Source organism: Staphylococcus sp. NAM3COL9, assembly GCF_001431205.1.
GTDB lineage: Bacteria > Bacillota > Bacilli > Staphylococcales > Staphylococcaceae > Staphylococcus.
Map to the genome: position 1 here is coordinate 67,732 of NZ_LGPC01000014.1, position 14,334 is coordinate 82,065.

The following is a 14,334-nucleotide window of genomic DNA, read 5'->3' on the forward strand; positions in this document are numbered from 1 at the left end:
AAATTTTAGTTTAATATGAAAACAAACAGCACACCAACCTTAGGTTGATGTGCTGTTTATAATATTTGCTTCAATTTTTTAAATCAATACTATTTATTCTTTCTTTTCACCACTTTCGCGACTAATACTTTTATCTATTCTTACATTTTTCAGAGATGTATCTCCACCAATTTGGTGATAGATTAAGCCTTTAACTTGTGGATTTGTTAAATGCGCTTCCCCTTTTTGATAGACAGGTGCAACAGGCGCTTCATTTAATAAAATTTCTTCTGCTTTCTTCATAGCGTCGTTACGTTCTTCTGGTTTTTTCAATAATTTACCATTCGCATCTTCAACTAATTGATCATATTCTTTATTATCCCATCCCGTATTGTTTGATGGATTGCCTTTCGTCATTATATTTAAAAATGTCAAAGGGTCTGGATAATCAGGTCCCCAACCAGATAATGAAGCTTCAAATGTCTCTGAATGTTCCTGATTTACTCTTTGCTTAAATGGCAATTGTTTTATTTTCAAAGTAACTCCAGGCAACGTTTTTTCTACTTGAGCTTTGATATACTCCGCTGATATTTTCGCATCTGCAGTATCCTCTGTATTCATCGTAAATGTCAGTTCTTTGATGCCTAAATCCTTTTTAGCTTTTTCCAAATGCTTTTTTGCTACTTTTGGATTATAATTTAATGGTGAATCGATAGATTCTGTAAAATCTTTTCCATCAGGTGTTTTAGCAGTTAATTTCGCTGTGAATCCATTTGTAGCTTCCGAACCATTATTTTTAACAGCATTTACATAGCCTTCTTTATTAATTGCTTGTGAAATTGCAAGTCTCATATCCTTATTTTTAAATGCCGGAACATTGTCTTGGTTCATTTTAATATAAAAAGTACTTGCTAATAAACGTTTTTTCAACCCTGGATTATCCGCATATTTATCTACTTGATCTGCTGTTATGACAGTATCATCTACAGATCCAGTATCATACAGTGAAGCTCCAGCCTGTTGATCTTTCAACACTTTGTAATTTACGCGATCTAAATGAACTTCTTTCTTATCCCAATAGTTATCGTTTTTAACCATTTGTATTTTATCTTCAACCTTCCAGTCTTTCACTTTAAATGGGCCATTAAACACTGTTTTATCTGCCGTCGTCCCGTATTGTTGTCCCGCTTTTTTCACAGCTTTTTCATTTTGTGGCATAAATGTAGCAAAAGCGAGCATTTCATTAATATACGGAATGGGTTTATTTAATTCCACTTTTAATGTATGGTCATCTAGTGCTTTAACACCCAATTCATCCACATCTTTTTTGCCCATATTAATATCTTCCGCATTTTTCAAATCGTACATAATATAGGCATATTCAGATGCTGTATCAGGATTAACTACCCGCTTCCATGCAAACTCGAAGTCATGCGCAGTAACTGGATCACCATTCGACCATTTAGCGTCTTTACGCAATTCAATCGTTAGTGTTTTACCATCATTACTTTCTTTAGGTAATGCTTTTGCCACGCCTAGTTGCGCTTTATCATCCTTATCTAATGTATATAGTCCTTCATAAATTTGGTTATATAAATCAAATGTCACTGTATCAGTTGCCAATGCTGTATCTAATGATGAAATATCTTGTGGTAACACTTTCCTAAATACTTGTCCTTTATCCGAGTATACACCTTCAGCACTACTACAACCTGCTAATACTACTGTTAACGCAATAAGTATCGTAAATAACTTAAACTTTTTCATCATAATCCCCCTTTCCCCTTTTATACAGAAGTTTCACGTGTTTCAGATTGCAGTTCTTTCGCTTCTTCATCTGTTGTAAATACATAGTGGTTTGGTCGCACTTCTTGCAATGAACGTTTGTCATTGTTCGCTGCATCTTCTTTAAAAACCGTTCTCTTTCTCACTCTTTCGCTTTCAGGATCTGGCTGTGGTACAGCAGAAAGTAAAGATTTGGTATAAGGATGCATAGGATGATGATAAATTTCATCAGCACTGCCTAACTCAACGATTTTACCGAAATGCATCACTGCAATTCTGTCAGAAATATATTTCACCATTGAAAGGTCATGGGCGATGAATAAGAATGTAATGCCACGCTCTTTCTGTAATTTTAATAACAAGTTTACAACTTGCGCTTGGATAGAAACGTCTAACGCAGATATCGGCTCATCAGCAATAATAAATTCTGGTTGCACTGCTAATGCACGCGCAATACCGATACGTTGTCGCTGTCCCCCTGAAAATTCATGTGGATAACGGTTCGCATGCTCTTTACTTAGTCCTACTGTTTCCAATAAATCATAAACACGTTTCTTACGATCTTTAACACCAGAGGCAAGTTTATGTATATCAATACCTTCAGCTACGATATCCATAACTTTTAAACGCGGATTTAATGATGCATAGGGATCTTGGAAAATCATTTGTATTTTTTTATTAAATTTCAATGAGTCTTTACGATTTTTTATCTTTTGAATATCTACGCCTTCATATAGAATTTCTCCATCTGTAATATCATTCAATTTAATAATGGCTTTACCTGTAGTTGATTTACCACAACCTGATTCTCCTACTAAACCAAATGTTTCCCCTTTAAATACATCGAAAGAAATATTTTCTATGGCTCTAACTTCATTTCGTTTACCTTCATTAAAATATTGTTTTAAGTTTTTTACTTGTAATAGCACATCTTTATTATTCTCCATCGAACGACACCCTTTCTACTTGTTGAGGTTTATCGTAATTATTGGGCATTTTACGTAAACGTTTCTGCACCATTTTTGGTGGCTCAATACGAGGTGAGCGTTCGTCCAACAACCACGATTTCACAAAATGTGTAGGCGATACTTGAAACCAAGGTGGTGGTGTCTTAAAGTCTATATCTAATGCAAATTGACTACGTTCTGCAAAAGCATCTCCTTTAGGTGGATGTAATAAATCTGGTGGTGTCCCTGGTATAGCTAGCAATTCTGTTTCTGAACCTGTTGTTAAATCTGGCATTGATGATAATAACCCCCAAGTGTATGGGTGTTTAGGATCATAGAATATTTCATCTACATCTCCAGTCTCTACCATCTGACCACCATACATTACTGCCACACGATCTGCGATATTCGCAACCACACCTAAATCATGTGTAATGAATATAATTGACGTACTGATTTTATCTTGAAGCTCTTTCATCAACTCTAAGATTTGAGCCTGCATCGTTACATCTAAAGCAGTTGTTGGTTCATCAGCAATCAATACTTTAGGTTCACATGCAAGTGCTGTTGCAATAACAATTCTTTGTCTTTGTCCGCCTGAAAATTGGTGCGGATAGGCAGTGAAACGTTTTTCTGCATTTGGTAAACCTACTAAATTCAATATTTCTAAAGCACGTTTTTTTGCATCTGTTTTATTATAATTTCTATGCTTCATCAATGGTTCCATAACTTGTTTTCCAATCTTCATCGTTGGGTTTAAAGAAGTCATTGGATCTTGAAAGATCATAGATATATCTTTACCTCTAAGTTTGATTAATTCTTGTTCTGATTTCTTCGCTAAATCTTCACCCAGAAAATTAATTTCACCTTTTTTAATTCTCCCTGAATCACCTTGAAATAACTTAGTGATTGCTTTTGTTGTAACTGATTTCCCCGAACCAGATTCACCAACAATTGCGAGTGTTTCACCTTTATCGACAAAGAAATCAACACCTCTAACCGCTTGCACTTCCCCAGCATCGATATCAAAGGAAACATGCAAATTATTCACTTCTAATATTCGTTCTGACATAAATGTTGCCCCCTTTTTTATCTGCGCATTTTAGGATCAAATGCATCGCGTAATCCATCACTAAATAAATAGAAGAATAAAATTAATAAACTTAATACTAATGCTGGTATAAATAGTTCATGCGGGTGAATTAACAGCATTGCTCTTCCTTCATTAACTAACGAACCTAATGACGTTCTAGGCGCAGGTACACCAATACCAATGAAACTTAAGAACGCTTCGAAGAATATGGCATTAGGTACTGTAAACATAGAAGTTACTACGATAACACCAAGTGTATTAGGTAAAATATGTTTGAATATTAATTTCAATTTTGATGCACCTAATGTTGTAGACGCTAAGACAAATTCCTGTGTTTTTAATTTTAAGAATTCACCACGTACCACACGACTCATACCAATCCAACCTGTAAGTGCCATGGCTAAAATGATGGTCCAAATAGATGGTTCGAAAATTAATACGAATAAAATAACTACAATTAATGTAGGTATCGAAGCAACCACTTCTATAATACGCTGCATGACATTATCTATCCGTCCTCCAAAGAATCCAGATATCGCACCATACACAACACCTATAAATATGTCGAGCAAAGCTGCTACCACACCAATGAATAATGATACTTGCGCACCTTGCCAAGTTCTTGACCATAAATCTCTACCTAATTGATCTGTACCAAACCAAAAGTTTTCTGAAACGCCTGCTTCTTTATAAGCATCGATACCTTTTGCGCCTTCACCATCAAATGGCAAGAATGGTATCTTATCTAGCACAGGTATTTTAGCTGGTAAGTTACGTCTTTCTACATCTTGTTCTGCATAGTCATGTGAACTGATTAAAGGTCCAATCAATGCTAGTAGTACGATGAGGATTAGGCCAATCATCCCAATTACGGCCAATTTATTTCGTTTCAATTGTGTCCATGCATCTTGCCAAAAGTTTTTACTTTCTCTTTGCATTTCTGGTTCTTTATCAATGTCATTCTTACTTCTAATAAAATCAGTTGCCGGTATCCCTTCTGAAGTATGTGTCATAACTGCATTTGAATGATCATCTGTTAATTTTTCATCTCTTTTATCAGCCATTATTTTTTACCCCCTTGTACACGGATACGCGGATCAATTAAACCGTATAAAATATCTACAATAAAAATGGAGACAATAAACAATGTGCTGAATAAAATTGTCGTCGCCATGATAACTGGGAAGTCATTCGTAGTGATTGATCTCACGAATTGGTCCCCTAACCCTGGCACACCAAAAATATTTTCAATTGTCAAAGTACCAGTTAAGATACTTGCTAACATCGGTACAATAATCGTAATAACCGGTATCAATGCATTTCGTAATGCATGTCCAAATAGTACTCTCATTGTTGAATTACCTTTTGCACGTGCTAACAAGATATAATCCGAACTTAAAACTTCTATCATCTCTGCTCTTATGTATCTTGCCACCGTTGCTAATACTGCGGCTGATAGTGCTAGTGATGGCAGTATCGCGGTCGATATGCCTTCCCAACCTGCAACTGGTAACCACTGTAATCTAACTGCAAATACGTATTGTAGCAATACTGCTAAAACAAATGATGGTACTGATACTGCAATAACCGAAATGACGGTGGCTGTGTAATCGACCCAACTGTTTTGCCGTACTGCTGCTATAACCCCTAAAATCAACCCTAATATCACACCAATAACCATAGCTGTCAGTCCCATTTCAAGCGATGGTAATAGTCTTGGTTTTATTAAGTCCCATACAGGTTGGTTATCATATTGAAATGAGTTACCAAAATCCCCTGTAACGACATTCTTTAAGTAACTTGCATACTGTACAGGTACAGGTTCATTCAAACCATACTTTTCATTTAAAATTTGCTTCTGCTCTTCATTTAATTTTTCATCGTTAAATGGTGAACCCGGCATAAGCTTCATTAAGAAAAATGTAATCGTAATGATTATGAATAATGATAAAATCATATATCCCAAACGCTTTAAAACATACTTAAGCATATTTTATCCCCCTTTAAATTCAGAATTAACATTCCCTTTGAAATATTCAGAATATTTATTAACATTATACTTTTACTTTACGTGTAAAGCAATATTGTTTTGCTTTACATTATTAAAGAATTTATTAACATTTTATTTTATAATCTTATACAAGTGTTGATATAATTGAATTTATAGAAGTTTTTATTCATTTTTTAGATATATTAAGTTACAATAAATTTATTGTATAATTGGAGGAATTAATATGAAGCACATAACAAGTTTACTACTTTGGATACTTTTTACACCTTTACTTTCTTTGCTAGTTTGGCTATTTGCTTCACATACTTTGGTTCTTTACATCAATACTTTTTTCTATATTTCCATTTCATTGGCTATCTTCTTTTTCATCATTATCGTTGTTCAAGAAGGCATTTTAGATCCTACCAGCTATGGTTTTAGAAGATTGAAATATCAACTTACTAACAAAAAACATAAAGACACACTCAAAAATGACGCGTTTTTCAAACCAACACAAGCAAAAAAAGAAAATTATTTTGTTACGCCATGGGTTAAAATTGCATTTGTTTGTAATTTATTTTATTTATTACTCTCTATTGTTATTTCTTTTGCAATATAAAAGACTGCATTAGATATTGTTCATTTTTCAACAATATCTAATGCAGTCTTTTTATTATCTTGTTTCTATATTGGGGTTAAAAAATAAAGCATAGTAAAGTAAAACAAAACCAATTAATACAACTATAGCAACATAGACTGACATCATCCATGGCAGTAAAAATGCCCCCAAAATTAATCCAAATCGAGATAATACATTGGCTCCATAAAAAGATACCATGCCAAATGTAGAATATGTACTACGTTTGTCGTCAGGTATCATTAAAAAGCGTTGCGCATTTTGAATTGGTGAATAAATTAATTCTCCTAACGTTGCAATGATTGCAAAGAAACACAATATCCAAAATGCACTGGCTGACGTCAATATACTATAACCTATCGTATACAACACTATACCGATGATAAAGACAGCTCTTTTAGAAGTTTGCGCTATCAGTCGGTTCACTGTAAAAGTTAACGTTGCTACCACCATCGTATTGATAATCATAATGACAGTAAACATCCTTACGCCATCTATGTAAAAACCTAAAAAATGAAAGGCTTCAAACTCATTTTTCAATCTAACTACGACATATGAATTTAAACTAAGTTCTGCCATAAACACCAGCATCATTCCTAAATTAAAAATCATATAATATCTATCTTTAAGCACAACACGATAACTATTCACAAAATGTTTAAAGCGAGATGTCAGTGCTTCTTTTTTATTATAAATTTGTTCTACATCATAATATTTTTCAAATAAATACCAACTCACTATCATAGCGAAGAAAAACATAATAAATAATAAATGCTTGTGACCTAAGTATAGTAATGCACCTAACATCATCCCTATCGCCGTACTAATATTAAACATCCAATAATTGACTTGATATACATATTCCCTTACCTCTTCGTATATCGCATCCATGATGGCCGCTTCAAAAATAGGTTGACTCGCCGCAAATAAAATTTCAAAAATAAATACTGTGGCACAAAAAATAATTAAACCGATACCGTCCATATCTACAGTTATACTTAATATAATTAGGCATATGGCATATAAGAAATGTATATAATTAACAACTTTCTTCCTATTATAATTATCTCCTAAGTATCCGCCTAGAAAAGACACGAAAAAACTAACTACAATATTTGTGATTAAAAAGGTGCCGGCAAATACTGCATTTGTTTTGCTTGTTAGATATAAAGCCATAAAGGGTAAAATCGCTTGACTCGCTACAGTCAAGATGAAATCTGCTATTAGTCTTGTTTTCAATGTTGTTGATAACGTCATAAATTTCTTCAAATTCCACCCCTCCTGACTGCTAAATTATTCCCATTATACATTAATCCTTTGTTGTATACATATAATTTTTATAATTGCAAATATCGAAAGCTTGTGAACACTACTGAAAAACAATATAAATCCAATATAAAAACAGCCGAAATTTAAAATTTCGGCTGTTTTAGTTCATTTGTAGACGTATATCTCAGGCATATTAAATTTAATTTTTAAAATTAAATGAAGTTTATAGATTTAGTCATTGTATTTTTTCAATACGAGTACGGCATTGTGTCCACCAAATCCTAAACTACTACTCATTGCATAATTAATCTCTAAGTCTTCTGCTTTATTTGGTACAATATCAAGATCACATTCTGGATCAGGGGAATTTGCATGGATTGTTGGCGCAATGCGACTATCTCTAATTGAAAGTGCAGAGAAAATTGCCTCTAACCCACCTGTAGCACCAAGTAAATGACCTGTCATTGATTTTGTTGAGCTCACTTTTAATGATCTAGCAGCTTCTCCAAAAGTATTTTTAATTGCTTGTATTTCTGTTAAGTCACCCAAAGGTGTGCTCGTACCATGTGCATTAAGATATTGTACATCCTGAGCTTTTATTTCTGCATCATCTAAAGCAGCTTGCATAGCACGTGAGCCGCCTGCGCCTTCAGGGGCAGGTGCAGTAATATGGTGTGCATCACCTGTTGAGCCATAACCTACTACTTCAGCATAAATTTCTGCGTCACGCGCTTGAGCTGAATCTAGAGATTCAAGAACTACGATACCAGCGCCTTCGCCCATAATAAAACCATCACGACCTTCTTGAAATGGTCTACAAGCTGTTTCTTTATCATCGTTTGTAGATAAGGCACGACTTGCACTGAAACCTGCTAACGCCATATGCGTTATAGGCGCTTCAGCCCCACCTGAAATCATTACGTCTGCATCTCCACGTTGAATAATTTTAAATGCTTCACCAATTGAATTTGTACCTGTTGCACATGCTGTCACTGTCGCACCATTAGGTCCTTTAGCACCTACATCAATTGATACTTGTCCTGCTGCCATGTCTGGAATAAGCATTGGTACAAAGAAAGGACTTACTCGTTTTGGACCGCGGTTCATTAATGTGCTATGCGAAATTTCAAAAGTTTCCATTCCACCAATACCTGAACCAATCCATACACCAATTCTATTAGCTGTATTATCATTAATTTCTAATTTAGCATCGTTAACCGCTTCTCTAGCTGCCACAACTGCGTATTGCGTAAAACGGTCCATGCGACGTGCTTCTTTTTTAGGCATATGATCTTCTATATTAAAATCCTTTAGCTCTCCGGCTAAATGAACGTTATAATCTGTTGTATCTACTCGTGTAATTGTATCGATACCACTTACCCCGTTTAAAGCATTATTCCACGTTGATTTAGCATCATTGCCAAGAGGTGATAATGCCCCAATTCCTGTTATTACAACACGTTGTTCTTTGGTCATATTTTATCCTCCTATTTTCCCCATTTTAGTGTTACTGCGCCCCATGTAAGACCGCCGCCAAATCCTACTAATACTAGGACATCATCGTCTTTAATCTTACCATTTTCTAATTCTTGAGCGATACTTAAAGGAATCGAAGCTGCAGATGTATTACCAAATTTATCTACAGAAACACTCATTTTTTCTTTTGGAATGCCTAACCGTTCTCTTGCAGATTCCATAATTCTTATATTTGCTTGGTGTGGTACGAACATATCCACGTCTTCTGGTTTTAAATTTGCTTTAGCTATAGCATTGTTAGAGGCTTCACCCATAATTCTTACTGCAAATTTAAATACTTCACGACCATTCATAAATATTTTCCCATTTTCGGGATTTAAATATAAATGTTTAGCACCAGAGCCATCAGAGCCGAGTTCATAACTTAAAATACCACGACCTTTAGATACTTCTCCAATTACAACTGCGCCAGCACCGTCACCAAATAATATTGCTGTTGATCTGTCAGTAAAGTCTGTGATTTTAGATAATTTATCTACACCAACAACAAGGATATTTTTATAGTCTCCTGACTGAACAAATTGTTTAGCGTTAATCATGGCATACATAAAGCCACTACATGCAGCAAGTTGATCCATCGAGGCAACTGTACCAACACCTAATTTCTCTTGTAACAGGTTCGCAACTGTAGGAAAAGGAAATTCTCCTGTTGATGTCGCAACTATAATCATATCGATATCTTTTGCTTCGATTTGTGCATCTTCTATCGCTTTTAAACTTGCTTGATAAGCTAAATCTGAAGTTTCTTCATCCTCATCAGCCCATCTTCTCTCTTTAATACCAGTCATTTGTGAAATCCATTCATCTGAAGTTTCTAAAAATGATTCAAAATAGGTATTGTCTACGACATTTTTAGGTGCGTATGCACCAAAACCTTTAATACCCACGTCCATGGTTGTACACCTTCTCAATCTTATTTTTAATTTTAATACCAGGTATTAATTTAACATAATACACATTTCAAATACAAGAACAACACCTAACATATAAGATGTTTTACAGATTAATTATAATTTAAAACTTATATTATAACAATATAAAACTAGTAATCTTACTTTACTACTATACAAATAACGCTTTCTTATTTATAATGAACTTATATATATTATATTGGAGGCATTACATAATGAAATACCTCGCAACTTTATTTTGGTCTATTGTCTTATTGCAAATGATTAACTTTGTGCTTAATAGTTTAGCAGGTGGTGGCGAGCTTAACCTCATCACACCTATTGTAGGCGCAATATTTTTCACTATTATTATTGTATTATTTGAGATGGTTATTAAAGGCAATAATGATAATACAAAGGAACAACATTAGAACACGTCTACAATTAGACTCGTATAAAATGCCAACAAAGTCCCTGACTTCGTTGGCATTTTTTGTACTAAATTTTTAAAAATATAAAACATTTAGATAACTTTTATTTTTTTAGAAAACTTCCTAAGTCATGTAATAAAGAAAAACACCTATAAAATAAACAAACCAAATGCTTTTATAGCAATTGGTTTGTTTATATTCTACACCCATCCTGTTATTGAGTTGTTATGATTATTTTAAGGCGATGCACTATTTAAATGATTTACTTATCAAACGCTTGCTCATTAATGTTCTTCTTATTCTGTGTCTGGTTTAATTTCTTCAAATGTCAACCCATCATCAGATAAGTCTATGTTTACTTTTGTACCTTCTGTTAAGTTTTCTTTTATCATTTTACGTGCCAGTGGTGTTTCAATTTGTCGTTGAACAAAGCGTTTCAATGGACGGGCGCCAAATTGTGGTTCATATGCTTCTTCCCCTAACCATGCTTTTGCTTTATCAGACACATCAATGGAGAGTCGTTGTGACATAAGTCTGATATTTAGTTGCGTCAATATTTTATCTACAATTAAACTCATATCGCTAATTGTTAATGGTTTAAAGAGTACAATATCATCCATACGATTGATAATTTCTGGTTTGAAATATTGGTTTAAGCTATTCATCACAGCTTTTTCAGTTTCATCTGTGATGACACCTGAATCCTTAACGTTTTCTAATAGTACTTGAGAGCCTATATTACTTGTCATAATAATAATTGTATTTTTAAAATCAACTTCTCGACCTTTAGAATCCGTTAAACGACCTTCTTCCAATATTTGTAAAAGCACATTAAATACATCTGAGTGTGCCTTTTCAATTTCATCTAACAAAATCACTGAATATGGGTTACGTCGAACAGCTTCGGTTAATTGTCCACCTTCATCATGACCTACATAACCTGGAGGTGCACCGATTAAGCGTGAAACTGAGTGTTTTTCCATATATTCACTCATATCAATACGAATCATATGTTTTTCAGAATCAAATAAAGTTGACGCTAATGATTTAGCTAGTTCTGTTTTACCGACACCTGTTGGGCCTAAGAATAGGAAGCTACCAATGGGTCTATTTGGATCTTTAATACCCGCACGCGCTCTTACAACAGCATCTGCAACTAAATCTACCGCTTTATCTTGTCCTACTACACGTTCATGTAAAATATCCGATAGATTTAATAATTTTTCTCTTTCAGTTTCAACAAGTTTAGATACTGGTATACCTGTCCAAGAACTAACAATATCGCCAATTTCTTCATCTGTTACAATTTCACGAATGATGCGATCATTATCACCATTTTGTTCATTTTGGAATGCGTCTTCAAGTTCACGTAATTCTTTTTCTAATTCAGGAATTTTACCATGTTGTAATTCTGCCGCTTTTTCTAAATCATAATTATTTTCAGCATCTTCTAATGCTTTTCTGCTTTCATCTAATTCTGTACGTTTTTCTTGTAATTTTGCTATTTTACCTTTTTCTTCTTCAACACGAGATTGTATCGCATTTTGTTTTTCTTTTTCATTAGATAATTCTTGTTGTAATTCTTGTAAACGCTGTTTACTTAAATTATCAGATTCATTTTTTAAGGCACTTTCCTCAATTTCTAATTGCATTACGCGTCTATTGACTTGATCTAGTTCAGTAGGATTAGAACCCATTTCAGTACGGATTGTTGCACAAGCTTGATCCACTAAATCAATCGCTTTATCAGGTAAGAAACGATCTGTGATATAGCGATCTGATAATTCTGCTGCAGCTACGATTGCTTTATCTTGTATGCGGACACCGTGATATACTTCGTAACGCTCTTTTAGTCCACGTAAAATTGAAATAGTGTCTTCTACATCAGGTTCAGATACATTCACTTTTTGGAAACGACGTTCTAAAGCCGAATCTTTTTCGATATATTCTCTGTATTCATTTAACGTTGTTGCACCAATACAATGTAATTCGCCACGTGCCAGCATAGGTTTTAACATATTCCCAGCGTCCATAGCGCCTTCTGTTTTACCCGCACCAACAAGCATATGGATTTCATCAATAAATAATAAAATTCTGCCATTTGAATCTTTCACTTCTTTAAGCACTGCTTTCAAACGTTCTTCAAATTCGCCACGATATTTGGCACCTGCTACGAGTGCACTTAAATCTAATTCGAAAATTGTTTTATCCAGTAAAGAATCTGGCACGTCTTTACGCACAATACGTTGAGCGAGACCTTCAACTATGGCTGTTTTACCAACACCTGGTTCACCAATCAACACTGGATTATTTTTTGTTTTTCTACTTAAAATTCTTACTGTATTTCTAATTTCTTCATCACGACCAATGACTGGGTCCATATTACCTTTACGGACTTCTTCGACTAAATCGCGACCATATTTTTCTAACGCTTCATAATTTGATTCTGGGTTTTGTGATGTCACGTGATTGCCCCCTCTTATTTTTTTAATAATTTCTTCAATGACTTCTTTTTTATTACCAACAAACTGTTGTGTCGTATCGTCAATTTCCATGGCTGAAAGTATAAGATGTTCCATAGATATATATTCATCTTCATAGGAATTCATATATACTTCAGCTTTATTTATAAGTTCATTTGCTTTAGGGCTAATATATTGTCCATATTGAACGTTATCTCCTTGAATCGATGGGTAACTTTTTAATTTTTCATTGTATGTTTTAACAAGTTGTTCTGTATCAATATTTGCTCTTTCTAGAACACTTTTAAATAGGCTTTCATTTTCTTCAAGTGCTGATTTAAGTACAGCTTCAATTTCTATATTTTGGTTCTCGTTTTCTTTTGCTAATTCAACTGCTTTTTGTAAAGCATCTTGAACTGCATAAGTCATTTGATTAATATCCAAAATGATTCACCTCTCCATTAAGAGTTTGATCAAAGCAAATCAAGTTTGACTTTGACTTTCTTTGACCTTAATTTAATTATAGTCTTTTTCAATTAAATAATCAACAAATTAGTCTACATTTCTAAATTTATCTTATTCAATTCTAAGTCAATATATATCAGTGTTTTGCCCATTTTCCACTTTGCTTAAACACTGTTTTTATACTTTTAAATAGCATTGTAAAAACTTGATTAAAAAACATACTCTGCTAGACTATTTGTAACTTTACAATGAAGGATGTGTTTGAGAATGACTGAAGAAATCAAAGCGCCTGTCCCACCTTTCAATGCGGAGACCGCCCTGGAAAAAGTAAAAATAGCAGAAGCTGCATGGAACACTAGAAATCCAGAAAAAGTGTGCCTAGCATATACAGAAGACTCAATTTGGAGAAACCGCAGCGAATTTTTCGAAGGTCGTGAGCAAATTAAAGCATTTCTTTATAGAAAATGGGATAAAGAACTAGATTATAAATTAATGAAAGAATTGTGGTGCTATACTGACAACCGTATATCCGTTAGATTTGAATATGAATGGCGCGATGCAATTACAAATCAGTGGATGCGTACACATGGTAATGAACATTGGGAATTTAATGCCAGTGGACTCATGACAAGACGTGATATGAGCGCAAATGACTACCCTATTCATGAAGAAGATAAAAAATATTAAAGTATAAAGTATTCAATTAATTATGCAGTACTTTATGACCACTCTTGACTAATTAATACAGCACTAGACAAAGACTGCAGTTTGAAGTATAGTCTTCGAAAACATGCAAAAAATTGTCGACAAAACCTAAGACTTTGTCGACATTCTGATTGTCCTCAAAAAT

The 14,334-nt window shown here is 34.1% G+C and carries 12 protein-coding genes; 3 read left to right on the plus strand and 9 right to left on the minus strand.

All coding sequences use genetic code 11. From position 1 onward, the window contains the following. Nucleotides 1-93: 93 nt before the first annotated feature. From ACA31_RS07420 to opp3b, 5 genes are read right to left on the minus strand one after another with little or no spacing between them, the layout of a single operon-like run. Nucleotides 94-1,746 (minus strand): peptide ABC transporter substrate-binding protein, encoded by a 1,653-nt coding sequence (locus ACA31_RS07420; protein WP_057512697.1) that lies wholly within the window; start codon nucleotides 1,744-1,746, stop codon nucleotides 94-96. Nucleotides 1,747-1,766: 20 nt separating this feature from the next. Further along, a complete protein-coding gene (locus ACA31_RS07425; protein WP_057512698.1) occupies nucleotides 1,767-2,711 on the minus strand; it encodes an ABC transporter ATP-binding protein in 945 nt (314 codons plus the stop codon). Further along, nucleotides 2,701-3,783 (minus strand): ABC transporter ATP-binding protein, encoded by a 1,083-nt coding sequence (locus ACA31_RS07430; protein ID WP_057512699.1) that lies wholly within the window; start codon nucleotides 3,781-3,783, stop codon nucleotides 2,701-2,703. Before ACA31_RS07430 ends, ACA31_RS07425 begins: the two co-directional genes overlap by 11 nt. Before the next feature lie 17 nt (nucleotides 3,784-3,800). Next, entirely contained in the window at nucleotides 3,801-4,868 is a 1,068-nt protein-coding gene (gene opp3C / locus ACA31_RS07435) for an oligopeptide ABC transporter permease (protein WP_057512700.1), read from the minus strand. Continuing rightward, a complete protein-coding gene (gene opp3b, locus ACA31_RS07440) occupies nucleotides 4,868-5,794 on the minus strand; it encodes an oligopeptide ABC transporter permease (RefSeq protein WP_057512701.1) in 927 nt (308 codons plus the stop codon). The genes opp3C and opp3b overlap by 1 nt, the downstream gene beginning before the upstream one ends. Before the next feature lie 244 nt (nucleotides 5,795-6,038). Between opp3b and ACA31_RS07445 the strand changes: the two genes are divergently transcribed. Beyond that, nucleotides 6,039-6,413 (plus strand): DUF3899 domain-containing protein, encoded by a 375-nt coding sequence (locus ACA31_RS07445; RefSeq protein ID WP_057512702.1) that lies wholly within the window; start codon nucleotides 6,039-6,041, stop codon nucleotides 6,411-6,413. A 54-nt stretch (nucleotides 6,414-6,467) separates the two neighbouring features. On the opposite strand, the gene ACA31_RS07450 is transcribed toward ACA31_RS07445, so the two are convergent. The 3 genes from ACA31_RS07450 to ACA31_RS07460 all read right to left on the minus strand — a co-directional run bounded on the left by ACA31_RS07450 (nucleotide 6,468) and on the right by ACA31_RS07460 (nucleotide 10,129). Further along, nucleotides 6,468-7,700 carry an MFS transporter gene (locus ACA31_RS07450; RefSeq protein ID WP_057512703.1) on the minus strand — a complete coding sequence of 411 codons (1,233 nt, stop codon included), beginning with the start codon at nucleotides 7,698-7,700 and terminating at the stop codon, nucleotides 6,468-6,470. Between the two features lie 231 nt (nucleotides 7,701-7,931). Continuing rightward, nucleotides 7,932-9,176, minus strand: coding sequence for a beta-ketoacyl-ACP synthase II (fabF, locus tag ACA31_RS07455; protein WP_057512704.1), 1,245 nt, complete (start codon nucleotides 9,174-9,176; stop codon nucleotides 7,932-7,934). Nucleotides 9,177-9,187: 11 nt separating this feature from the next. Further along, the gene (locus tag ACA31_RS07460; protein ID WP_057512705.1) at nucleotides 9,188-10,129 is read right to left on the minus strand and encodes a beta-ketoacyl-ACP synthase III; all 942 of its coding nucleotides are present in this window, start codon (nucleotides 10,127-10,129) and stop codon (nucleotides 9,188-9,190) included. Nucleotides 10,130-10,362: 233 nt separating this feature from the next. Between ACA31_RS07460 and ACA31_RS07465 the strand changes: the two genes are divergently transcribed. Next, entirely contained in the window at nucleotides 10,363-10,557 is a 195-nt protein-coding gene (locus ACA31_RS07465; RefSeq protein ID WP_057512706.1) for a DUF2929 family protein, read from the plus strand. Between the two features lie 296 nt (nucleotides 10,558-10,853). Here ACA31_RS07465 and clpB read toward each other — a convergent pair whose 3' ends face one another. Continuing rightward, nucleotides 10,854-13,463: an ATP-dependent chaperone ClpB gene (gene clpB, locus ACA31_RS07470; RefSeq protein ID WP_057512707.1), complete on the minus strand. Its 2,610-nt coding sequence runs from the start codon at nucleotides 13,461-13,463 to the stop codon at nucleotides 10,854-10,856. A gap of 288 nt (nucleotides 13,464-13,751) precedes the next feature. Here clpB and ACA31_RS07475 point away from each other — a divergent pair, with 288 nt between their 5' ends. Then, complete coding sequence (locus ACA31_RS07475) at nucleotides 13,752-14,171, plus strand: nuclear transport factor 2 family protein (protein WP_057512708.1); 420 nt, start codon at nucleotides 13,752-13,754, stop codon at nucleotides 14,169-14,171. Nucleotides 14,172-14,334: the final 163 nt, after the last annotated feature.